General features: G+C 40.8%; 19 protein-coding genes. 3 read left to right on the top strand and 16 right to left on the bottom strand.

What is annotated here, in order from left to right; all coding sequences use genetic code 11:
- Positions 1-17: 17 nt before the first annotated feature.
- The 4 genes from ACPUEN_RS15160 to ytxJ form a co-directional block, all read right to left on the bottom strand.
- On the bottom strand, positions 18-233 hold the full coding sequence (locus ACPUEN_RS15160; protein ID WP_425636741.1) for a hypothetical protein: 216 nt from the start codon (positions 231-233) through the stop codon (positions 18-20).
- A 178-nt stretch (positions 234-411) separates the two neighbouring features.
- Entirely contained in the window at positions 412-579 is a 168-nt protein-coding gene (locus ACPUEN_RS15155) for a hypothetical protein (RefSeq protein WP_425636740.1), read from the bottom strand.
- Between the two features lie 125 nt (positions 580-704).
- A complete protein-coding gene (locus ACPUEN_RS15150; RefSeq protein WP_425636739.1) occupies positions 705-3560 on the bottom strand; it encodes an outer membrane beta-barrel protein in 2856 nt (951 codons plus the stop codon).
- Positions 3561-3686: 126 nt separating this feature from the next.
- Positions 3687-4022 carry a bacillithiol system redox-active protein YtxJ gene (ytxJ, locus tag ACPUEN_RS15145; protein ID WP_425636738.1) on the bottom strand — a complete coding sequence of 112 codons (336 nt, stop codon included), beginning with the start codon at positions 4020-4022 and terminating at the stop codon, positions 3687-3689.
- A gap of 71 nt (positions 4023-4093) precedes the next feature.
- On the opposite strand from ytxJ, the gene ACPUEN_RS15140 reads away from it, so the two are divergent.
- Both ACPUEN_RS15140 and ACPUEN_RS15135 read left to right on the top strand, forming a co-directional pair.
- The gene (locus tag ACPUEN_RS15140; RefSeq protein WP_425636737.1) at positions 4094-5494 is read left to right on the top strand and encodes a DUF4403 family protein; all 1401 of its coding nucleotides are present in this window, start codon (positions 4094-4096) and stop codon (positions 5492-5494) included.
- A 114-nt stretch (positions 5495-5608) separates the two neighbouring features.
- Positions 5609-5782, top strand: a complete 174-nt coding sequence (locus ACPUEN_RS15135) for a hypothetical protein (RefSeq protein ID WP_425636736.1) — start codon at positions 5609-5611, stop codon at positions 5780-5782.
- Positions 5783-5838: 56 nt separating this feature from the next.
- Here the strand turns inward: ACPUEN_RS15135 and acs are convergent, their stop codons facing one another.
- The 5 genes from acs to ACPUEN_RS15110 all read right to left on the bottom strand — a co-directional run bounded on the left by acs (position 5839) and on the right by ACPUEN_RS15110 (position 11841).
- On the bottom strand, positions 5839-7731 hold the full coding sequence (gene acs / locus ACPUEN_RS15130) for an acetate--CoA ligase (protein WP_425636735.1): 1893 nt from the start codon (positions 7729-7731) through the stop codon (positions 5839-5841).
- 48 nt (positions 7732-7779) lie between these two features.
- Positions 7780-9465, bottom strand: coding sequence for a sodium:solute symporter family protein (locus ACPUEN_RS15125; protein WP_425636734.1), 1686 nt, complete (start codon positions 9463-9465; stop codon positions 7780-7782).
- An 18-nt stretch (positions 9466-9483) separates the two neighbouring features.
- A complete protein-coding gene (locus ACPUEN_RS15120; protein ID WP_091696222.1) occupies positions 9484-9747 on the bottom strand; it encodes a DUF4212 domain-containing protein in 264 nt (87 codons plus the stop codon).
- 177 nt (positions 9748-9924) lie between these two features.
- Positions 9925-10680: a ZIP family metal transporter gene (locus ACPUEN_RS15115; protein ID WP_425636733.1), complete on the bottom strand. Its 756-nt coding sequence runs from the start codon at positions 10678-10680 to the stop codon at positions 9925-9927.
- Between the two features lie 90 nt (positions 10681-10770).
- Positions 10771-11841, bottom strand: coding sequence for an FAD:protein FMN transferase (locus ACPUEN_RS15110; RefSeq protein WP_425636732.1), 1071 nt, complete (start codon positions 11839-11841; stop codon positions 10771-10773).
- 122 nt (positions 11842-11963) lie between these two features.
- On the opposite strand from ACPUEN_RS15110, the gene ruvB reads away from it, so the two are divergent.
- Entirely contained in the window at positions 11964-12998 is a 1035-nt protein-coding gene (gene ruvB, locus ACPUEN_RS15105) for a Holliday junction branch migration DNA helicase RuvB (protein ID WP_425636731.1), read from the top strand.
- 82 nt (positions 12999-13080) lie between these two features.
- On the opposite strand, the gene ACPUEN_RS15100 is transcribed toward ruvB, so the two are convergent.
- The 7 genes from ACPUEN_RS15100 to dapF all read right to left on the bottom strand — a co-directional run bounded on the left by ACPUEN_RS15100 (position 13081) and on the right by dapF (position 22501).
- On the bottom strand, positions 13081-13731 hold the full coding sequence (locus tag ACPUEN_RS15100) for a response regulator (protein ID WP_425636730.1): 651 nt from the start codon (positions 13729-13731) through the stop codon (positions 13081-13083).
- 23 nt (positions 13732-13754) lie between these two features.
- Positions 13755-15611, bottom strand: a complete 1857-nt coding sequence (locus ACPUEN_RS15095) for a tetratricopeptide repeat-containing sensor histidine kinase (RefSeq protein WP_425636729.1) — start codon at positions 15609-15611, stop codon at positions 13755-13757.
- Between the two features lie 82 nt (positions 15612-15693).
- On the bottom strand, positions 15694-16461 hold the full coding sequence (locus ACPUEN_RS15090) for a S1/P1 nuclease (RefSeq protein WP_425636728.1): 768 nt from the start codon (positions 16459-16461) through the stop codon (positions 15694-15696).
- 63 nt (positions 16462-16524) lie between these two features.
- Complete coding sequence (locus ACPUEN_RS15085) at positions 16525-17715, bottom strand: M20 metallopeptidase family protein (protein ID WP_425640205.1); 1191 nt, start codon at positions 17713-17715, stop codon at positions 16525-16527.
- Positions 17696-18241 carry a hypothetical protein gene (locus tag ACPUEN_RS15080; RefSeq protein WP_425636727.1) on the bottom strand — a complete coding sequence of 182 codons (546 nt, stop codon included), beginning with the start codon at positions 18239-18241 and terminating at the stop codon, positions 17696-17698. The genes ACPUEN_RS15085 and ACPUEN_RS15080 overlap by 20 nt, the downstream gene beginning before the upstream one ends.
- A 7-nt stretch (positions 18242-18248) precedes the next feature.
- A complete protein-coding gene (secA, locus tag ACPUEN_RS15075; RefSeq protein ID WP_425636726.1) occupies positions 18249-21629 on the bottom strand; it encodes a preprotein translocase subunit SecA in 3381 nt (1126 codons plus the stop codon).
- Between the two features lie 98 nt (positions 21630-21727).
- Positions 21728-22501, bottom strand: a complete 774-nt coding sequence (gene dapF, locus ACPUEN_RS15070; RefSeq protein WP_425636725.1) for a diaminopimelate epimerase — start codon at positions 22499-22501, stop codon at positions 21728-21730.
- Positions 22502-22926 lie beyond the last annotated feature (425 nt).

Raw genomic sequence — 22926 nt, 5'->3', positions numbered from 1 at the left:
ATAGCCTAACTATTGAATTACCCTATTACCATAGTGCAAGTGGATGCCGTTCTAGTTTCATCTTCAGGCCAAGGGTCCCCCAATCTATCAACGCAACCTTCTCCTGTAGGGCAACAAATGTGATCTCCTGGTAGCGGGCCGGCACCCTGAGCACTAGATTCAGCGCTGCTAAACATAAAGGCAACTCCCACAAAGAAAAGCCCTCCAACAAGTAATTTTTTAAACTTTCTCATGATTACGAGTATTTAGGGGTTAATAACTAAATCAAATTTATTGAAATTCAAGGAAAATCCTCCTATAATTATAGGGACAAGCAGGGGGGGGGGGGGGGTAGCCGGCATAAATTCGGTTTGAATGGTTTTTCATGCTAAAATCTATTTTTGTGGAAATTTTAGATGAGTAAATAGCTTATCAAAATCCAATAGAAGTATGCCTTCTCTTGAGTAATTTATAAGTTTTCATTAGGTTCTCTGCAATGGAAATAACAGCAACCCCTGGATCTTCATCTGTGGTCAGTCCATAGATTTCATTGGTCTGCTCGTTAATGGAAATTTGAGAAACTGATCTAACTTTTTCCATGGAGAACCAAAACTAAATGATGCACTCGTCGGTTAAAAACCACAAAAAAACCGACTGAATTTCTCCAGTCGGTTTGAAGATCGATTGATCTGGTAAATCTTAATTCAAAGTTCGTAATTAAGATCTTACCAAGTTCTTCCGCCTCTAGGAGGGCCACCTCTCCAAGGCATAGATCCACCGTCGTTTTCTGGTTGCTTGAAATTACCCAGGATGTAAGTGAACGTCAGCAAGCCGTAGCGAGTCAAGACGTTTGTATAAACATCGGAAACTGACACATCGGAGATAGTTCTTGAAATGCTGTTGTTCTGGTTAAGTAAATCAAAGATGACCACTTTCAGCTCAGCCTTATTGTTTTTAGCAAATCTATAACCAGCTTCCATATTCCAAAGCCAAACAGACTGATCAAATCCTTCAGAAAGTCCTCTATACAAGCTATTGCTGATTGTATTTCCCATAAATAACTTTCCGTCATTTGGAGAGTAATACAAACGAAGATTTGACTCTTGAACATAATAATTGTTCTCCAAAGCCGCCTGTAAGCTTGAATTTACGATGGTATAAGTACCGGTAGTGCTAATGGTAAAATCTAAGTTCTTACTGATGTTGGAAGTAAAGGTGATCCCCTGACCCAAGTTGATGTTGTCATTGATGTTTTTCTCACCGTTGATCATACCAGGAGATCTGTTAAATCCAATACGCGTGTTCAAGTTCATATTGGTTTTGATTCCCTTTAAAGGCGTACCATAGCTCACAAAAACAGTACTATTCATAGCCCCATCCAAATTGACGGGCATGGAGATTTGTCCGCCTGGGCGTAGCAGAATTTCGTTATTGATCAAGGTATCCTGAGAAGCTATATAGGTACTGTTACCGATGTTATTCTTAGTAGTAGATAGGTTTACAAACATGAAGAAGCTTTTATTTTTCTCCATATTGAATCGACCGATATTGGCGAAGATGCTGTTCTGATAGCTCTGAGCAAGATTAGGATTACCTACGCTAAGGTTCAGCGGGTTCTGATTATTTACCACATTCTGAAGCTGGCTTACAGATGGTTCATCAGTGCTGGTTCTATACCTGACCCGGAAGTTCATACCTGTTTCTCTATTTCTATAGCTCACACTTGCGCTAGGAAGTAGGTTATTGAAATCACGTACGAATACCCCTTCTGTTGGGAAAAAAGCCTCGTTATCCAATTTGGCATATTGATAATCCAGGTTTGCACTCAAATTCCAACCAGAGCTATTGTAAGCATAGCCAGTTCGTAGTCTCTGAGTGATGAATTTGTTGTTAAATTCATTACTCAATGCGGTATCCAAGACTGGAATATTTTCTGCGTTTAGGACTCTGGTTTTTTGATCGGAATCAGTTTTATTGTTACCGACCTGATATCCTAGTGTTGCTATAGACTTTTCGCTAAGCGGTTCAGTTAAGGTTGCATTTACTCTGTAATTGAATCCCTTGGATAGCAGATAAGTTTCTTGCAGGGTCGTATCTAATTGATTTCTACGATAGTCTTCACTAGCGGCAGATAGCTCCGAGTCTTGGTCTCTATTGCTCCAAGATGTATTGATGTCAGTAGATAGCGTTCTGCCTTTTTTATCAAACTTGTATCGATAGGTGATATTATTGCCGAAACTGTAAGAGCTGTTAGTAGCATTAGTAATAGAGCGAAGTGAAGAAAGCGAATCCGTACCATTAGCTAAAGTCAATGCGTCTCTATCATTAAATGTGTTGCTGGTCTGAAATGAAATATTCGGGGTAATGATCAAGGAATTTTTCTCATTTAGATCTGCTTCGATTCGGGCATTTGCTCTGTGATTGAAGTTTTCCACTGAATTGATCAGGTTTTCCTGATAATTCTGTGTAGTAGTTTCATTAATTACCGTCTGGCGATTTGTGATCTGTCTTAAAGTATTCTGAGTATTGTTAAAGAAATAACTACCCGTGAAATTGACTTTAGAACCCCATTTGTCACTGTAGTTCAATCCCATAGCATTGGTAGTAATTGTCCCGATATCATTTCCTCCATAGAAATTGTTACCTCCTCCGCCAAAGCCTCCACGGCCTCTTCCTCCTCCTCCTGAATTAGCATTTACACCTGCTAGGTCATCACTGGAGAAGTTTTGTTGATTGATATTGTTAAATAAACCCAAAATGGACATTCTTCTATCCCCGTTGAAAAGGTTTAAACTTCCACCCGCATTATATCTATCATCGGTCCCGTAGCCAGCATACCCTCTTCCGAATTGTCCATTTTTTCTATCCTCTCTCAAGATAATGTTGATCGTCTTGGTATAAGTACCATCATCAAAGCCAGTCAATCGACTTTGGTCTGATCTCTGATCCAATACTTCCACTCGATCAATGGCATCTGCAGGTAAGTTCCGCAATGCAATATTTGGGTCAGATCCGAAAAATTCTCGCCCGTCAACCAGGATTTTCTGAACGTTCTCTCCTTGTGCCTGCACTTGACCATTTTGGATAGTAACTCCTGGTAATTTTCTCACAAGGTCTTCTGCCATTCCATTTTCTTTTGTCTTAAATGCACTGGCATTGAAAGAAGTCGTATCGCCTCTCATTTCTCCCAATGGACTTTGACCTTCGATAATGACTTCGCCTAAAACCTGCGCATCTTCTACTAAGGTCAAGACTCCCAATTCCACAGGCTCTCTTCCTGTATGTACCCTAGAAATTGTCTCGTATCCAATAAACTTGATTTCGATTTTTACTGAAGGAATTCTTGGTCTAGCGATTTCAAATTGTCCCTTGGCATCCGTTACTGTACCTGCTAAAAGTGAATCTGTTACAGTTTTAATCAGAACATTTGCTCCTGCCATTGGCGTCTTAGTGGCGCCATCCATGACGGTACCAGTGAATTTTCTCTCCGGACGATCTTCTCCTGTAGGTCTCTGTCCGTAGGCTGTATAGCTAATTAATAGGCTAAAAATCAGAACTATACCTGGGTAGTGTTTTTTCATAATTATGCGAATTTCTACCACTTTGACCGATAAGCAATATCAAAGGTTTATTCCGCATCTTAAGAAAAATAAGAATGGATGTTGAAGCGGATAAATGGTATAAAAACCATTTAAAAATCAGACGAACTAAATTTTTCCCATCAAGTCCGCATACGAGATTCCAAAGTGGCTGTTGTCATAGATGGCTTCACCATTTCTAATTAGCAACACCTGTGGGGATTCATGTGGAACACGAAATTCTCTAGCTACCAAATCTGATAAATCACGACTAGCTATCAAATCCAAAAAATATGGAATTACCTTTTCAGTGTCTGAATCTTGCCATTTACGAAGTAGGCGATCCAAAGACATGCTACTGATAGAGCACCGTGTACTATGCTTGAAAATCAAGACTGGTTTTTCTTCGCTCAATGTCTTGATTTCCTGTATTTGGCCAGCTTCAGTGAGTTTATTCCAATTCATTTTCTTGATTTTATATTTTTGGGGCAATAGTTGTAGAAGAAAAACTACCCTACGAAAATCAAACTTCATTTATGAAAATACAGTTCCGCAGTCGATTTATAAATTTTCCAATAATTATTGTTTTTATAATCCTTTTTTCATCCGGATGTAAAAGCATTAATCCTGCCGCCAACCCAAAATCATCCCCTCCTCCTAATGCTCTGGCTGGAGTCAATATGCCTCTGAAAATTCCTAAAGAAACATTAAGTAAACTTCTAAATGGTCAGATTCCTACGACCTTACTTCAAGAGAAAGGATTGGATATGGGAAGTGGAATTACCGGTGACTTGCAGTTAAAGAGAAATGGAACGATTACATGGACAGCGTTGGATAGTCAGCGAATTCAATTAACTGTACCAATCAATGTCTTGGGTGAGGTAGGGTTAAAGCCTAAAGGTCTGGGGAGTCTCTTTCAGTCCAAATTACCATTAGATGAGAATTTTTCACCTGTATTTGTAATTGACCCTGTAATAAATTCAAACTGGGGAATTGGCGCTGAGAGTTTCGAACTGGTAGAGTTGGGAGGAAATTTAGCTGTAGATGTATTGGGGATGAAGGTTGACTTGAGTGGTTTGCTCAGCAAAGAATTGATAAAATGGGGGAATGACAACTTAACGGGAGGAAAAGAAATAGCAAGTTTGAAAACCTTGGTAGATCTTGCCTGGGCTCAGGTCGGCAAGCCTATTAATATAGATTGGATTGGAGGAAACACCGCCTTTTCCATCCAACCACAACAAGTAAAACTCACAGAATTTTTTGATACAGGGCAGAACTATAATCTCTGGTTAGGAATGAATGGCAAGGTAAATTCCCACCCTGCTAACGCTGCACCATCAAGAGCTTTTCCACTTCCAGAGCTTAGTCCAAATGAAAATTCTAAAAATGAGTTAGACCTGTTGTTTCCTTTAGCAGTAAGTTATACTAGCCTTGATGAGCTTTTGAAGCAAAATTTAGAAGGAATTCCCATACGAGTGGATAAAAAGACAACAATGATTCCTTCAAACATCAAAACCAGGGCTTTCGGTGATTTAGTAGCAATCAACTTGGATTTTGATGCCGAGCAAACTAACGGGAAAACGTTGAGCGGAACGCTATTCATTGTGGGAAAACCAGAATATAACACCTCTACCCAAAGTTTGATTTTTGAAGATGTTAATTTCAAAATGGAAAGTGGAAGCCTCGGTGCTCAAACTGGCGTAGGACTGAAAAAGTGGAAAATCATTAAAAGTATAGAGAGTAAGGCCGTTTTCCCAATTGGTGAAATGCTAACGGAAAGCTTGGGAAATATCACTGAACGACTGGGATTAAATACGCCGATTATGGATTTAAAAGTCACTGATCTTAATATTGAGCCTTCAGGATTTTATCCTATGGGAAAAGAGCTAGTCATTCATATGAAGGCCGAGGGAAAAATTGACGTGAAATGGAAATAATAAAGTAGTCTTCTCTAACAGACTTATCTCTTGGCTCGGTTAAGAGTTATAAAAACAAATTGATGACATTCTGTCAAAAAGCAGAAAAGGACTATGATTTGTAAAGTGTTACTTATGAAGAACTATCATCCTATAATACGGTACATACGAAGAATCCTATGGTCATTGATAGTCGCATTTATGGTTGGAGTACACAATTTTTACAAGCAAGAGATGGACTCTGCAGATTCTATTGTGTCATCTATTCAATTGGACGAAGAGCAAGATGACTCTTCTCCAAAGGATTAAAAAATAGCCAAGACTCTATATTCTAAAGTCTTGGCTCTGAATTTTTGGTTCTTTCGTTACTTTTTTCCTTCAATAATCTTTGTCACCACATCCGGATCAAGCAGCGTGCTAGTATCGCCCATATTATCAAGCGAACCTTCTGCTACTTTTCGCAGAATACGTCGCATGATTTTTCCAGAACGTGTTTTTGGTAACCCTGAAACCAATTGAATTTTATCTGGTTTGGCAATTGGGCCGATGATCTTCGAGACCATTTCTTTAATCTCATTGATCAGATTATCCTCCGTACGATTAGTCAAATCGGCGATTACATAGGCATAGATTCCTTGACCTTTAACCTCATGAGGATAACCTACTACGGCTGATTCAATCACCTTCGGGTGCTCATTGATCGCATTTTCTACCTCAGCAGTACCCATTCTATGACCTGACACATTGATCACATCATCTACACGACCGAGAATTCTATAGTATCCATCATGATCACGTTTCACGCCATCACCTGTAAAATACATTCCTTTATAAGTAGAGAAATACGTCTGCTTGCAACGCTCATGATCTCCATAGGTAGTTCGGATCATGGAAGGCCATGGGAACTTAATACAGAGATTTCCCTCCACAGAATTGCCCGTCAACTCATTTCCTTCAGGATCTACAATACAAAGCTGAACCCCCGGAAGTGGAAGCGTAGCATAAGCAGGTTTGGTAGGAGTTATTCCAGCAATCGGAGAGACCATAATTCCACCAGTTTCTGTTTGCCACCAGGTATCCACGATTGGGCATTTATTTTTACCGATATGAGTATGGTACCAATGCCAAGCTTCTTCATTGATCGGTTCACCTACAGAACCCAAGACTTTCAGCGAGCTTAGGTCATATTTTTCAATCTCTACTGTACCATATGCTTGTAATGCTCTTATGGCCGTAGGGGCGGTGTAGAACACATTCACTTTGTGCTTTTCCACTACAGCCCAAAATCTTCCACAATCTGGAAAAGTCGGAACTCCCTCAAACATTAGCGTAGTAGCACCGGCCAAAAGTGGCCCGTAAACTATGTAGGAATGTCCAGTAATCCATCCCACATCCGCGGTACACCAATACACATCTCCTTCAGAATATTGGAATACGTTGTCAAAGGAATACTGAGAATAAACCATGTATCCTCCCGTAGTGTGAACCACGCCTTTTGGTTTGCCAGTAGAGCCAGAAGTGTAAAGAATGAAAAGCATGTCTTCACTGTCCATTTCTTCTGCAACGCATTGTTCTGATTCTTCAGCTATAACCTCATGCCACCAGAAGTCGCGGCCTTCTTTCATAGTCACTTCCTGCTTGGTACGCTCATAGACAATCACAGTTTCCACTGAGCTTTTCTCCAACGCTTCATCTACCACCGCCTTTACAGCGATTTTCTTGCTTCCACGGAAATTCCCATCCGAAGTTAAAATTGCTTTTGCTTCACAGTCAATCACTCGATCTGCCAAAGCCGAACTGGAAAATCCAGCAAATACAACGGAGTGAATAGCGCCTATTCTGGCGCATGCAAGCATTGCAATAGCTGCTTCCGGCACCATGGGCATATAGATTATTACCTTATCCCCTTTGCCTATTCCTTTACTTTTAAGCGCATTTGCAAAGCGATTTACTTCGTAAAAAAGCTCTTTATATGTAAGAGTTCTACCTGCTTCGTTAGGATCATTTGCTTCCCAGATGATTGCTGGGCGATCACCGATAGTAAACAGGTGCCGTTCAAAAATATTTTCTGTGATGTTAAGTTTTGCATTCAAAAACCACTTTACATCGGGTTCGTCGAAGTTCCATTTCAATACCTTAGACCAGCGTTTTCTCCAATGAAATGAATCCGCAATTCTCGCCCAAAACTCTTCCGGTTGGGTTACACTTTTTTGGTATTCGTAGAGGTATCCACTGAGGGTATGTATTCTGTCACTCATGATAATCTTGGTTTATTGTTTTCAATTCCAGGTAAAATACCCACTAATTTAATGATCCTGTGCCTTTCCAGCACCACGAGGGATCCTTATTTCCTCCACCATGTCCTGCACTTCTTGAGGCGGAGCTGGCGTAAGGTGGGAGACAATCCCGCATACTAGAAAGTTAAGGATCATGCCAAGCGATCCAATTCCTTCTGGAGAAACTCCAAACCACCAGTTTTCGGCAGTATTCAATTCCGGGCTGATAAATTTGAAGTAGACAATGTAAAGAATGGTAAATACCAAACCAGTAATCATTCCTGCAATTGCTCCTTCCTTGTTTATTCTCGTAGAGAAAATCCCCATAATAATGACAGGGAAAAAGGAAGCGGCTGCCAATCCAAAGGCAAAAGCCACCACTTGTGCGACAAACCCTGGAGGATTCACTCCAAAATACCCCGCAAGAAGTACTGCTCCAGCAGCTGCAAATCGGGCAATTCTTAATTCCTTTTTATCCGAAATCTCAGGTCTGAAAGTCTTAAACAAATCTCTTGAAACTGAAGTCGAAATTACCAAAAGCAATCCAGCCGCAGTAGAAAGTGCCGCAGCCATCGCTCCGGCAGCAACTAAACCCACCACCCAATTTGGGAGTTTCGCAATTTCTGGACTTGCCAACACCATGATGTCCCGATCAATCGTCAGTTCATTTGCTTCTGCGTCAGCAACATATTGCACCTTCCCATCACCATTTTTATCGTCTACCTTAATCAAGTCTGTTTTCTCCCAAGTTGAAATCCATTCAGGAAGCTCCGAAATATTCTTTTCAGACGTGGTGTCAATGGCATTATAGATCCCAAAAGCTGCTATCGCAGGAGCTGTGGTGTATAGAATGGCAATAAATACCAAAGCATAGCCCGCAGAAAGTCTTGCGTCTTTTACTCTAGGGACGGTGAAAAAGCGAACAATCACATGCGGCAAACCAGCCGTCCCCACCATCAAAGCCAACGTGATCATAAACATGTCCGTGATACTTTTCCTTCCGGAAGTATAAGCAGCAAAACCAAGCTCAGTAAGCACCCCATCTAATTTATCGAGAAGCGGAGTTCCATCTGCTACAGATCCTCCCAGACCAAGTTGAGGAATCGCATTTCCTGTCAGCTGCATGGAAATGAAAATCGCAGGCACCATATACGCGAAGATCAACACACAATACTGTGCGACTTGCGTGTAAGTGATGCCCTTCATTCCACCAAGCACTGCATAGAAAAACACAATGCACATCCCTATCACTACGCCCCATTCTATTGGGACTTCCAAGTATCTCGAGAATACAATACCTACCCCACGCATTTGGCCTGCTACGTAGGTAAAAGAGATAAATAAGGCACAAATCACCGCTACTACTTTGGCGGTTTTCGAATAGTAACGATCGCCAACGAAATCAGGAACGGTGAACTTGCCGAATTTCCGAAGGTAAGGTGCAAGCAAAAGTGCGAGCAAAACGTACCCGCCTGTCCAGCCCATCAAATAAACCGAACCATCGTATCCAGCAAAGGAAATGATACCGGCCATAGAGATAAAGGAAGCGGCAGACATCCAGTCCGCAGCAGTTGCCATCCCATTGGCTAAGGGAGAAACTCCTCCACCAGCGACATAGAATTCTTGGGTAGATCCGGCACGCGACCAGATCGCAATACCAATGTATAATGCAAAAGATAATCCTACGAGAATGTAGGTCCAGGTTAAAATTTCCATAGTTTTTAGCTTAAAAAGTTATTCTTCGTCCACATCAAATTCCCTATCCAATCGGTTCATTCGCACCACATAGACAAAAATCAGAATCACAAAAGCGAAAATTGACCCCTGCTGAGCGAACCAGAATCCAAGTTTGTAACCACCAAGTCGGAATTGATTAAGCTCATCTACGAAAAGTATTCCGCAGCCAAATGAAACCACAAACCAAACTGCTAAAAGCAAGAACAGGGTTTGGAGGTTTTTCCTCCAATAGGCTTTCATTTTTTCATTTTTTGCAGACATGGGTTAGGGTTTAGGCTAATAAAATAAAACTTGCCTTGAAGCTAGCGAATGCATCCATAGGAATGCAAGCTGTTTTCCATGAAATGTTTGAAATTTTACCGCATTTCTCTCCGTTCTCCTGAGATTGTTTGGGTATTAGCTTCCTTTTACTTTAAAAATAACTTCAAACTCAAGCCACTATTTCATTAAAAACTCTGAAAGAATCGCTAAGCCCGCTGCCAAAAAGCTCACCAACAATTTATTGAGTTGAAACTTATGGTGAGGACTACTTTCGAAAAAGATGGTGGTAGAAATATGCAGAAATCCGCCCGCCACTAAACCATATAGGATACCAATCCCTTGCTTTTCGAGAAGACCATTTTCAAATAAAAATGAACTTGACATCATGCCTAATGGTGAAGCAAGGGCAAAAAGTGTCAATAATACCAGTGTAGTTTTCTTACTTAATGAACTTGAAAGTACTGCCGCTAAAGCAAATGCCGCAGGTCCTTTATGCAAAATAATTCCAAGAAGGACAGTTTTACTGTTATGCACATGACCAAGAACATGCTCGTCCTGATCCATCAGTTCTCCATGCGAAAGTAAAGTCCCTTCCAGAAAAGCATGAATAAACAAACCAAGCATCACAGTAGTCATTGCTTTACTCCCTTGGTTCTCATGCGCGTGAATATGCCCATGCTCAATGCCACTAGACCAAAACTCTAGCAATTGCTGCAGCAAAAAACCGATCAGAATGTACAGACCCATTCTTTTGCTGGAAAATCCACTGTCAAAGAGTTCGGGCAAAATATGAAGAATGGTAATCGCAAAAAGATAAGAACCAGCAAACACCAGAACCAAACGAAAGTATTTCTCTCTGAAATTAGGAGCAAAAAAGACCAACGATCCTGCGATTATGGCGGTAAGAAAAAGAAGTAAAAATTTGAATTCCATTAGCCTGAGTTACTTTCCTCTTTCCTGATAAAAAGGAGAAAGTTATAACTCTGGCAAAGGTAATAAAATTCAATAATGTTGCATTTAAAATTAATTTTCCTGTGGGAAGGACAGAAAAGGCTTCAAGTTTTCGCTTGCAAAGGTTTTGAAACCACCGTTTCCGTCATCATAGATCAAAAATACTTCGATTTCACTGAGTGCTGAATCCAAGGCAATGGCTCTATCTTTTCCCATCACCATCATAGCAGTGGCGTATGCATCTGCAGTCATGCAGTTAGCAGCCAATACTGTAGCACTAAGTAAGGTGTGTGTTACAGGATAGCCAGTAGCGGGGTTGATGGTATGGGAGATTTTGACAGAATCACGTACATAAAAATTGCGGTAGTTACCGGATGTAGCCATTCCTCGGTCCTGCAATGCAATTATACTGATCAAGTCTGAAGCATTGGCAGATTCCTCTGGACGGTTCACGCCAACTTTCCAAAGCTCTCCTTTTTCATTGACCCCGTTTGCAACCAGTTCTCCTCCTATTTCCACCAGGTAATTTGATATGCCTCTATTCTTCAAAAAATCAGCCACTACATCAGAACCATAGCCTTTTGCGATGGCAGAAAAATCAAGGTAAATACCCGGTACTTTTTTGCGAAGCTGCGTTTGGTCAAATTCTATTTTATTAAACCCAACAGTAGCCAGGAGATTTTTAATATCCACGCTGTCCTTGAGCTCTGGTCCGCTTGGTCCAAAACCCCAAATGTTCACAAGAGGTCCCACAGTCGGATCAAACGCTCCATTTGTGTTGTCGAAAACAACCTTAGACTCCTGCAAAACCGGGAGTAAATAGGGCAAGTTAAAATCGAGAGTGTCCCCTAAATTGAATTTGCTTAGCTCAGAGTCCGGGATGTAAGTAGAAAGGCTTTTATTAAAAACAACCAAAAGAGAATCGATTGAAGGTTGTAAATCGCGGCTTTCCTCATCCAGATAAGTGATGTTATAAGTTGTCCCCATGGTTTTACCCGAAAGCGACATTTTCCCAGCAACCGCAACTGTAGTTTCCGTTAATTCTGTCACGGTCTTGTCACGATTGCGCCAAGAGTAAACCAGCATTATTGCAACTAGAAGAACAATGGAATAAATGATGTTTTTACGGGCGTTCGGGCGCATGAGCTTATGAATTTGAGGGCAAATTTAAGGCTTATTTTTTGGTTTCACAGGAAAGCTAGCAATTCAAAAAGGGAGAAGAAGGCGTGTGTATTTTTCTATATTTGTGTGCGTACGGACAAACTATGAGAGAAGATTATTTAAGTGGCGATGACGAAAGTCTAAGCCCAAAAGACAAAGATTTCGAGAAAGCTTTAAGGCCATTGAGCTTTGAGGATTTCACAGGCCAGTTCAAAATCGTGGAGAATCTTCGCGTGTTTGTGCTTGCGGCAAAAAACAGAAATGAGCCTTTGGATCATGTGTTGTTGCATGGCCCTCCCGGCTTAGGTAAAACTACGCTGAGTCACATTATCGCGAATGAGCTGAATGCTGGCCTAAAAATCACCTCTGGCCCTGTGCTCGATAAACCCTCGGATCTCGCAGGATTACTGACCAATTTGGAAGAAGGTGATGTCCTTTTCATAGATGAGATTCACCGGCTAAACCCAATTGTAGAAGAATACCTGTATTCAGCGATGGAGGATTTCAGGATAGATATCATGCTGGATTCTGGCCCTAACGCACGTTCGGTACAGATTTCTCTCAGTCCATTTACCCTTATCGGCGCGACCACTCGTTCTGGTTTGTTGACTTCCCCTCTTCGTGCCAGATTCGGAATCAATTCCCGATTGGAATATTACGACTCCAAACTATTGACTGATATCGTCATGCGCTCTTCAGGGATTTTAAATACTCCAATCGATGAAATTGCAGCCTATGAAATAGCCAGAAGGAGTCGTGGAACACCAAGAATTGCAAACATGCTTCTTCGCAGAACGCGTGATTTTGCTGAAGTAAAAGGCAACGGAACGATTACACTGGAAATCTCCAAAATCGCCTTGGATGCACTGGATGTCGATATGAATGGCTTGGACGAAATGGATAACCGAATTCTGCTGACTATTATCGAAAAATTCAAAGGTGGACCAGTAGGACTAAGTACAATTGCTACCGCTTGCAGTGAGGAAGCCGAAACCATAGAGGAAGTGTATGAGCCTTTTTTGATCCAAGAAGGCTATTTGAAAAGAACCGCCAGAGGCCGAATGGCTACCGAGTTAGCGTACAAACATTTGAAAATAAAGCCTGCACAAGGATTGGGTGGATTATTTGAGGGGATGTGAGGATTTAATGATTGAATTTAAAATGAAGAATTAGATAATTGAAACAAGGCAGCGTCTATACATTTTAAATTTTACATTCAAATCACCCCTCAATTATCCGATTCTTAACCGCCTTTTGCACAGCCTCTAGCTTGCTGTGAACCTGGAGTTTGCCGTAGATATTCTCTGTGTGCTTTCGGACAGTTTTCGGAGAGATAAACAAATTTTCACCAATCTGATTGTAATTCAGCCCTTTTGAGGTTTGTTCTAAGATCTCGATTTCCCGTGCCGTCAGCTTGATATCCTCCACCGGTTCTGAAAAATCCGGTGGATTTCGGAGGAGTTTTAAAGCCTTCATTGCTACTGATGGAGTCATCGCCGCGCCTCCTTCCATCGTGTCTATGATCCCATGATACAAGGTTTTCGGATCTACTTCTTTTAGAAAGTAGCCATTTGCTCCTGCTTGAATTGCTTTGAAAATATGCTCATCGTCATCAAACACCGTCAACATGATGGTTTTGATCTGTGGGTATTTATGGGAAACCTGTGCGACAGTGTCAATTCCATTCAACTTCGGCATCTCAATATCCATCAAAATCAAATGAACATTGGAATCCCTTTCCAATTTCTCCAAGAGCTCCAATCCATTTACTGCGGAGAATTTCACTTCTATTTCTTCAAAAAAAGAAAGTTTATCCAAGATAGCCTTTAGCAAAAAACTGTTGTCTTCTGCGATTGCAATTTTTATTGACATAGATTATAGGTTTTAAAAAGCACCTAAAAGATACAAACTTGTGTGCCCTGACCAAGATTTGATTCTATTTTAAGATCTCTACCAATCCTTTCGGCACGGTTACGCATATTACCTAAGCCATTTCCAATAACTTTTTGATCTATGCCTTTGCCATTATCTTCGATGCAAACACGGACGAGCTCATTTTGCTTAGAAAAAACAATTTTAATCTGACTAGCTCCGGAGTGCTTGATTGCATTATTCAGCGCTTCTTGAGCTACTCTATAGTAATTCACGCCTTCCATAGAATTGAGCAACCGGTCTTCTTCCAAGCCATCTTCGATTTCAAGCTCAAAATCAATCTGAGGACAAGCTGTTTTTGCTTTTGCTATCAATCCCGCCAAACGGGTCTTCAAGTCGCCCAAACTGATATTATCTTTGTTCATCGCCCAAATAGTATCTCTCAGTTCATTCACGGTTTCCACTGTAAAGGCAGATATCTGGTCAATTTTCCCGGCCATTTTATCTTTACTTAAATCGAAAAATTTCAAGTTGTCCAAAGAAGAAACAATGAATGTTAATTGGGCACCGATATTATCGTGGAGGTCAGAAGAAATCCTACTTCTCTGCTCATTAAGCTGTTTTTGCGTTTCTTGCTCAGCATAGATCTGCTGTAGCTTGGCTTCCTGTTCCAGGTGCCTGTTTTTGGTTTTTTGCCTGTAATAAATGAAAAAAGCAACTCCCAATATAATGAGTAGAAAGACCACCAAAAGCAAAATCTGGTTGTTACGGTTTTTGACCAAAAGCTCATTTTCTATCAAGGCTGCACGTGATTCAGCCAGCTCTCGTTCCTTCGTTTGTACCTGATACTTTGCTTCCAATTCTCCTAGCATTTTCACCCGCTCTTCCTTAAAGATGGAATCTTTCAACGTGGAATATTGCTCTAGGTAATCCATTGCAGTTGCAAGCTCGCCTTTAGCTTTATGAAAGCGATACTGCTCTTCCAGATAATCCTTTTTTTTCTCTGTAGACTGACTTTCCTGCACATATTTGAAGGCAGAATCCATCATTATTTCTGCTTTTGAAAAGTCACGTAGTTTGTAGGCAATCGTTGCCAAGTTGGTGTAATTGGCAGCCAAACTGTATTGGTCCTGATCTTTCTTGTTTAAACTCACCGCGGTCTGAATCCAAGTTGCTGCTTCAGCGTATTTTTCCTGCTTTAGAAGTGTATTGCCGATATTGTTAAAAGTAAATGTGATCCTGGAGCTGTCTAGTTTATCTATGTTTTCAAAGATTTTGTAATGGTAAAAAAGTGCTGAGTCTGGCTTATCCCAGTCATCGAAATTGATCCCAATCGCGTTAAGTGCAAATGCAATAAAAGTAGGATTTGATTTAGTGAAATGAGTAAGTAATTCATGTGCTTTCTTACCATATTCCACACCTTTGGCATAATCCTCCATGTCATGATAGACCACAGAAATATCCAGCAGTGCATATCCCATGTAGTTGCTATCTAGTCCTGCGATGGCATTTTCCAACCCCTTTTGAGAGTAGAACAGCGCTTGATCCCAGTTGCCAGAATTCGCTTCCAGTCGATTCAGCCGAATGTAACATAAGCTGATTAAATCATTGCTTTTCTTCGGATCAAGTAGGGAAGCAGATTTCAAAAAAGTCTTGTGAGCAAGTGCGTTCTCAAAAGCTCTATTATACTTTTCTGCTACAAAAAAATAATAAATGCCACTGTCGTTTGCAGTATGCAAGTTCTGTTTTTCGAGTTCTAAAATGATATCTACCGAATCGGGATTACTATAAGTTCTCCCTAGTCTTTTCCTCAGATCCTGAGAAAAAGAAATGGTATTAAAAAGAGAGAAAATTAAACTTAGGGTAAGGATTTTACTCATTCACAAGAATTTACGGATAGTAAAATATAAAAAATGCCGTTGGTCGTCAATAGGCCCACGGCATTTTTTAAGATTTTCTTTTTTATCCGTAAATCTCCTCTAAAATCTGAGCTAAACGAACGCTCGCGGCTAATAATCTCTCTTCGATTGTTTCTCTGGTATCGTAGCCGTAATTATAGGAAAGCTTCTTGCTTTCTGGAAGATTATAAACCAACGGTCTCAAGGAAACTGCCTCTGCAAGCCAAGTATCCATTCCTCCTGCTCGATATCCTGCAATTAGGTCCTTGTTTAACCTACGAGAAAGCTCAATACCAATTTCTGTATAGCTCATATTCCAACCTTCTATGACACTCGTATCCCAGACAGCATGGAGGTTGGTGGCTCTACCGAAATAGTCAACTTTAATGTCGTTTCCACCTCGATCTTCACCAGTTCCGACATGCAATGGCTGATGAATATCCTCTACCATGTGAATAAGCATTTTAAGCATTTCAGCTTCCTTATTCGGGTCAAGACCGCCAGCCTTCAGTTCGCTTTTGATCCTATTGATTTCAGCATAGACATTCCCACCTTTCTCTTGGATCTCTTCGTTATATTCTCCGGCTACACTAGTCATGTAGTGCCAGGAATTAGCATAATCAAAGGATCTGTCAGACTTGATCTCATCCATCCATGTTCCACTTCTTCCAATAGACATGGGATAAAGTACTTTTTCTACTTTTCTTCTCACCGACTTTTTCATCTGCTTTTCAGCCATGTAGCCAATCAAATAGTGGCCTAATTGACCCCAAGCAAAGCTTTGGGTGGCAATAAGAAAAACAAATACTGTAGTTGTTAGGAGTTTTTTCATGTTAGAAATGGCTAAGAAGGTGGAAAGTTACATCAAAAAACCTGAGCAAAAGTTATCGAAAAATTAAGCTTTTTCGAGTTCAGACACTGCAAGGAAAGCCATCAAACCTGACCCGATTTCTAAGGCATCTTCATCAATATCAAATGTAGGGGTGTGCACACCAGAGGTAATTCCTTTGGCTTCATTTCTAGTTCCCAATCTGTAGAAACAACCTTCTACTTCCTGTGAATAGAAAGCAAAATCTTCTGCTGCCATCCAAATATCCAGGTCAAGAACATTCTCTTCGCCCAAATATGCAATAGCTGCCTGATGTGATCTATGTGTCAGCTCAGGATCATTTTTCAAAAATGGGTATCCTTTTTTGATCTCAAAGTCAACTTCTCCACCCATTCCTTCTACTATTCCTTTAGCAATGGATAGCATTTTCTCATGGGCTTTTGCTCTCCAATCCTCGTCTAAAGTGCGGAAAGTACCTTGAATCTTCACCTCATTAGGAATCACATTAGTAGCTCCAAGTGCCTCGACTCTACCAAAAGAAAGGACAGAAGGAATCTTTGGGCTAGCGGCTCTACTTACTACTTGCTGCAATGCAACAATCATATGAGAAGCAATCAATACGGGATCGATCAAGGTCTCAGGCATAGCAGCATGACCGCCTTTTCCCTTAACTGTCACATAGATTTCATCTGCACTGGCCATATAGATACCAGGTCGAAAGCCTACTTTGCCAACTTCGATAAATGGCATGACGTGCTGACCGATAATACCATTTGGTCTTGGGTTTTCAAGCACTTTATCAGCAATCATCAAAGAAGCTCCGCCTGGAGCAACTTCTTCGCCGGGTTGAAAAATCAATTTTATTGTACCTTCAAAGTCATCCTTGACTTCATTAAGGATTTTGGCAGCACCGAGTAAAGATGCTGTGTGTGCATCATGTCCACAGGCATGCATTACACCTGGGTTTTGAGATTTGTAGGAAACGTCATTTGCCTCAATGATCGGCAAAGCATCCATATCAGCACGAAGAGCAACAACTCTCTTGCTCGGATTTTTACCTTCAATCAAAGCGGCCCAGCCAGTATCAGCTTTTGATTCAATTTTAGTAATCCCAATCTCTTGGAGCTTTTCCTTTACATACTTTGAAGTATTGTATTCTTCAAAGGAAAGTTCAGGGTTAGCATGAAGATGACGACGATTTGCAATTACTTCTTCTTTGTAGGCCTTAGCCAGAGATTTAATTTTGTCCTTCAACATCTTCTTGATTGAGTTCATTTAGCGTTTTAAATTCTTCACGCTGAAAGCGATCTTGAATAATTCTCGCTGTTGGGAATTGTATTTTTACTTCTGCGAAGCTTTTCTGCGCTTCTATTTTATGTGCGAATTTTCCAACTTTCACCAAATATCTAGGCTGCTCATATTGCATTTGGGGAGTAAGGTCTGGAAAATTCATGGCTAAATCATCCCGGGTTTTGAACGCTTTGTCACGATCAATTCCCGAATAAACCAAAACTGAATACCCATTAAAATAAGGCTCAGATTTATTCTTACTCACTAAACTTGCCTGAATCTGGTCTAATTGATCATCAATTGCCTCTGTAGATACCGAGGTCTCAATGGATGATTTTGCATTCATTTGGGCACGGTAATCCGGATATACAGGAAGGGAAGAATTCAGGTTCTCCTGATAGTTTGCATAGCTAGAAGCTGTGCTAGACGTTTTGCTAGTGGTTTTGCAACTTGCTATAATCAATACCAATCCTAAAATCCAGAAAATTCTCATGCTGCAGTTAATTATCAATGATTACACACTTTCCATCCTGCACATCCTGTTCCACACTTTTATATTTCACGTCAGATTTTGTAGTTCCGTTTGTGTATTGCACAGAAACTTTGTCATTTCTGCCATAAACCTTGTCAGATTTTCTAGGAGCAACTACCTGTGGGGCTGGTCTTCCTGCATTGGAAGCAGCTACTGCAGCACGGTTTGCACCAGGGTTAAGTGTGCTACCAGCCTCAGCCTTTGATGCTTGGACCTGAGGTTCTGAAGTATGTTGAGGAGCGGCTGCATGTACATGATTTGGATCTTGCTTTGGCAAATCTGCTCTAGTCAAGAAAGTCGTCATGTCCTCATTCAGTTTACCGATGAAACGCTTAAACATTTCAAAAGCTTCAAACTTATAGATCAATAGCGGATCTTTTTGCTCATAAACGGCATTTTGTACCGACTGCTTTAGATCATCCATATCTCGTAGATGCTCCTTCCAGTTTTGATCAATGATAGCAAGGGATACATTTTTCTCTATCGCTCGTACTAGTTCTCGTCCTTCAGTGTCGATCGTAGCTTCAAGATTAGCAACTACGCCGATTTGTTTGATCCCATCCGAAATAGGAACCATGATATCCTTAACTGTAGCTCCTCTTTCCACCTGAACTTTCTTGAAAATAGGAAGAGCAGTGTTCATCATCATCTCACTTTTCTTCTGATACGCCTCAAATGATGCTGTATAAAGTTCTTGAGTCATCTGACCCGCTTCTTTTGTCTTTAGATCATTTTCAGAAACATTATAATCTAAGCCCAACGTAGTAAACACATTCATTCTGAAGTCTTCCGGATCAGTAGTGGATTTGCCCATATCTACCAAGCCTTCGCAGACATCATAGAGGATGTTCAAAATATCCAACTCCAATCTCTCCCCTTTGAGCGCATTTCTTCTTCTCTTATAAACTACCTCACGTTGTGAGTTCATCACATCATCATATTCAAGAAGTCTCTTTCTTGTACCAAAGTTGTTTTCCTCCACCTTTCGCTGAGCACGCTCAATAGACTTCGAGATCATGCTGTGCTGAATCACTTCTCCTTCTTCAAGACCCATTCTATCCATGAGCTTAGCTATACGATCAGAACCAAAAAGACGCATCAAACTATCCTCTAGTGACACGAAGAACTGGGAAGAACCCACATCTCCTTGACGACCAGATCTACCTCTAAGCTGTCTATCAACACGACGAGATTCGTGACGTTCGGTACCAATAATTGCCAAACCTCCAGCTTTTTTGGCTTCTGGAGAAAGCTTAATATCTGTACCACGGCCAGCCATGTTGGTTGCGATAGTTACTGTGCCTGCTTGGCCAGCAATGGCAACCACGTCTGCTTCTCTAGCGTGCTGTTTTGCATTCAAAACTTGGTGTGGAATTTTCTTCAGTGTCAGCATTCTGCTGAGTACCTCGGAGATTTCTACCGAAGTAGTACCCACCAAAACTGGTCTTCCTGCTGCTACTAGCTCATTTATTTCGTCTCCTACAGCATTGAATTTCTCTCGAACTGTCTTGTAAACTTTATCCTCACGGTCAGCTCTGATAATCGGCTTGTTAGTTGGAATTACTACCACATCCAATTTGTAGATTTCCCAGAATTCCCCAGCTTCCGTTTCGGCTGTACCAGTCATACCCGCAAGCTTGTGATACATTCTGAAATAGTTTTGAAGAGTAATCGTAGCGTAAGTTTGCGTAGCATCTTCCACCTTCACATTTTCTTTCGCCTCTATCGCTTGGTGTAGTCCATCAGAATAACGACGACCTTCCATCACACGACCCGTCTGCTCATCAACGATTTTCACTTTACCATCCACCAAAATGTATTCAGTGTCCCGCTCGAACATACAGTATGCCTTAAGCAGTTGATTTACAGTATGAATTCGCTGTGCTTTTACGCTGTAATCCTTGATTGCTTCTTCTTTACGAACAAGCTTTTCAGTGTCTGAAATTCCTTCTTCCTTCTCCAAGTCAGCGATAACAATTCCGATATCAGGAAGGATAAAGAATTCAGTATTTTCATTCTTGGTAGTCATCGTCTCGATACCACGATCGGTCAAATCGACTACGTTTGTTTTTTCATCTATGGTAAACAAAAGCGGCTCATCTGCTTCTGGCATTTGTCGCTTGTTATCCTGCAAGTAATAATTCTCAGTCTTCTGAAGAATCACTCGAATTCCTGGCTCAGAAAGGTATTTAATCAATGGCTTGTATTTCGGCATTCCACGAAAAGCGCGGAAAAGAGCAAGACCCCCTTCTTTATCATTGCCATCGGCAAGCATTTTCTTGGCTGATGTCAAGAAGCCCTGAACCAACTTACGTTGCTCTTCAACCAATGTTGAAACTCTAGGCTTCATATCATCAAACTCATGAACATCGCCTTTTGGAACTGGTCCAGAAATAATCAATGGCGTTCTAGCATCATCAATCAGGACTGAATCGACTTCATCAATCATTGCAAAATGATGCTTCCCCTGAACCAAGTCTCCTGCTTCACGAGCCATATTATCTCGAAGATAATCGAAGCCAAACTCATTGTTGGTTCCGTATACGATATCAGATTTATAGGCTTTCTTTCGTCCGGCAGAGTTCGGAGTAAATTTATCGATACAATCCACCGTCAATCCGTGGAATTCAAAAAGTGGCGCATTCCATTCGGAGTCACGCTTTGCCAAGTAGTCGTTCACCGTAACGATATGGACACCTCGTCCAGCAAGTGCATTAAGGTAAGCAGGTAGCGTAGAAACTAACGTTTTACCTTCACCTGTTGCCATCTCCGCAATTTTACCTTTGTGAAGTACCATACCACCGATAAGCTGCACATCGTAGTGAACCATGTCCCATACGACTTCAGTTCCTGCAGCCATCCAACGGTTATGCCAGATCGCTTCTTCGCCTTGGATTTCTACATTCTGTTTGGAAGCTGAGAGCTCGCGATCCCGGTCGGAAGCTTTTACAACTAGCTTTCCGTTTTCTTTGAATCGTCTTGCAGTTTCTTTCACCACTGCAAAAGCTTTTGGCAATACTTTCTCCAAAATGACTTCCAATGCTTCATTTCGATCCTTTTCGATTTGATCGATCTGATTGAAAAGCTGGTCTTTTTCATGAATTGCCTTTACTGGCAACTCGTCTACCTTTGACCTGATACTAACAATCTTATCGTCAAATTCCTTCAGGTGAGCATTGATCTCAGTCCTGATTTCTTCTGTTTTAGCTCGTAATTCATCATCACTGAGGTTCTTTAATCCAGAAAAAACATCGTTGATCTGACTGACGATTGGGAGAAGTTCTTTAATATCTCTATCGGACTTGGTTCCAAATACTTTTGCAAGTCCTTTTGCTATTATATCTAACATGCTAGCTTGTTGTAATTCTACTTTGGGGCTCAAAATTAAGCCCTTTTTGTTATAATTGATAATAAAACGAGTTCATCTGAAAAGAACTCAAAGATTGGTTAAACGCTTATTTTCCCTGCAAAAACTTGCTTCGCAGGCCCAATCAACCAGACTTCTCTGAAAGCTCCATTTTCAGAAGCTTTAAATTTCACTGATAATTGACCGCCAAGGGTTTTTATTTTGATGGTAGCTGATGGAAGATTTTTGCCAAACGCTATTGCGGCGGCAGTTACTCCAGTTCCACAGGAAAGCGTCTCGTCTTCAACGCCTCTTTCGTAGGTGCGAACAAATATTTCATTCTCACCTAGTTTCTGCACGAAATTAACATTAGTTCCGGCTGGAGCATACATCTGATCGTAGCGCACTTTTTTTCCTTCTGTGAAAATTGGATAATTCTGAACATCCTCAACAAATCGAACATGATGCGGAGAGCCTGTATTTACAAAGGAATCACTCCCCTTTTCATCGACCCCAGCTACATCGCCCATAAGTAAATGCACCAATCCATCTTTCAAAATCGCTTCATGGGCACCATCGATAGCTAAGAAATTCGTCTTTTCATCCAAAATGCCAAGAAAAGCTGAAAAGGCAACCGCGCATCTCGCACCATTTCCACACATACTCTGACTTCCATCAGCATTGAAATAGATCATCTCAAAATCATATTTCACATGATTTCGAATCAAAATCAATCCATCAGCTCCTACGCCAAATTTCCTGTCACATAATTTTGAGACTAGATTCAAATCAGATCCGTCAAACTTCTGGTCACGATCATCGATCATGACGAAGTCATTGCCAGTTCCTTGATATTTATAAAATGAAATTTCCATGGAAAATAATTGTGTACATGGGGACAAAAACCCATCCAAGCCAGAGTCTAACCACAAACTTAAACATCTTGTCACAAAATCAGACTTATTGTCTGATTCTCAATTGAAAATTGATCGGATAATTCTGTTTTATCAAAATCATCAACCAATCGTAACACAAATAGTTCGTAGACCTAAGCCTTAGAAAAAACTTGGATTCTGACTTTTCATATTCAAATACCACTCAGTTTTGCCCTTAAATGCAACATCCTGTTAAAAACTTCTACAATAATTTCGCGGCATATTCTTATGTAGCGATACCTCAATGCCGTAGAAAATTCATTCATTTGATAGCTGTAAGAAGCAAGAAATGTCCTTACATAAAAAATGCTTAAAAAGTAAAATCTAACTGCACTTCTTGATCTATTATTCTTTTTATCAACCAC

The organism is Algoriphagus yeomjeoni, assembly GCF_049821175.1.
GTDB lineage: Bacteria > Bacteroidota > Bacteroidia > Cytophagales > Cyclobacteriaceae > Algoriphagus > Algoriphagus yeomjeoni_A.
Note: the sequence above shows the minus strand (reverse complement) of the source record. Positions and strands in the feature narration are given on the sequence as shown.

Coding starts and splice junctions, on each gene's coding strand:
- ytxJ (WP_425636738.1), bottom strand. CDS start 4,022: ATGAATTGGAATAAACTCACTGAAGCTGGCCAAATACAGGAAATCAAG.
- acs (WP_425636735.1), bottom strand. CDS start 7,731: ATGAGTGACAGAATACATACCCTCAGTGGATACCTCTACGAATACCAA.
- ACPUEN_RS15155 (WP_425636740.1), bottom strand. CDS start 579: ATGGAAAAAGTTAGATCAGTTTCTCAAATTTCCATTAACGAGCAGACC.
- ACPUEN_RS15120 (WP_091696222.1), bottom strand. CDS start 9,747: ATGTCTGCAAAAAATGAAAAAATGAAAGCCTATTGGAGGAAAAACCTC.
- dapF (WP_425636725.1), bottom strand. CDS start 22,501: ATGGAAATTTCATTTTATAAATATCAAGGAACTGGCAATGACTTCGTC.
- ACPUEN_RS15160 (WP_425636741.1), bottom strand. CDS start 233: ATGAGAAAGTTTAAAAAATTACTTGTTGGAGGGCTTTTCTTTGTGGGA.
- ACPUEN_RS15135 (WP_425636736.1), top strand. CDS start 5,609: ATGAAGAACTATCATCCTATAATACGGTACATACGAAGAATCCTATGG.
- ACPUEN_RS15085 (WP_425640205.1), bottom strand. CDS start 17,715: ATGTTGAAGGACAAAATTAAATCTCTGGCTAAGGCCTACAAAGAAGAA.
- ACPUEN_RS15110 (WP_425636732.1), bottom strand. CDS start 11,841: ATGCGCCCGAACGCCCGTAAAAACATCATTTATTCCATTGTTCTTCTA.
- ACPUEN_RS15080 (WP_425636727.1), bottom strand. CDS start 18,241: ATGAGAATTTTCTGGATTTTAGGATTGGTATTGATTATAGCAAGTTGC.
- ACPUEN_RS15095 (WP_425636729.1), bottom strand. CDS start 15,611: ATGAGTAAAATCCTTACCCTAAGTTTAATTTTCTCTCTTTTTAATACC.
- secA (WP_425636726.1), bottom strand. CDS start 21,629: ATGTTAGATATAATAGCAAAAGGACTTGCAAAAGTATTTGGAACCAAG.
- ruvB (WP_425636731.1), top strand. CDS start 11,964: ATGAGAGAAGATTATTTAAGTGGCGATGACGAAAGTCTAAGCCCAAAA.
- ACPUEN_RS15115 (WP_425636733.1), bottom strand. CDS start 10,680: ATGGAATTCAAATTTTTACTTCTTTTTCTTACCGCCATAATCGCAGGA.
- ACPUEN_RS15090 (WP_425636728.1), bottom strand. CDS start 16,461: ATGAAAAAACTCCTAACAACTACAGTATTTGTTTTTCTTATTGCCACC.
- ACPUEN_RS15150 (WP_425636739.1), bottom strand. CDS start 3,560: ATGAAAAAACACTACCCAGGTATAGTTCTGATTTTTAGCCTATTAATT.
- ACPUEN_RS15125 (WP_425636734.1), bottom strand. CDS start 9,465: ATGGAAATTTTAACCTGGACCTACATTCTCGTAGGATTATCTTTTGCA.
- ACPUEN_RS15140 (WP_425636737.1), top strand. CDS start 4,094: ATGAAAATACAGTTCCGCAGTCGATTTATAAATTTTCCAATAATTATT.
- ACPUEN_RS15100 (WP_425636730.1), bottom strand. CDS start 13,731: ATGTCAATAAAAATTGCAATCGCAGAAGACAACAGTTTTTTGCTAAAG.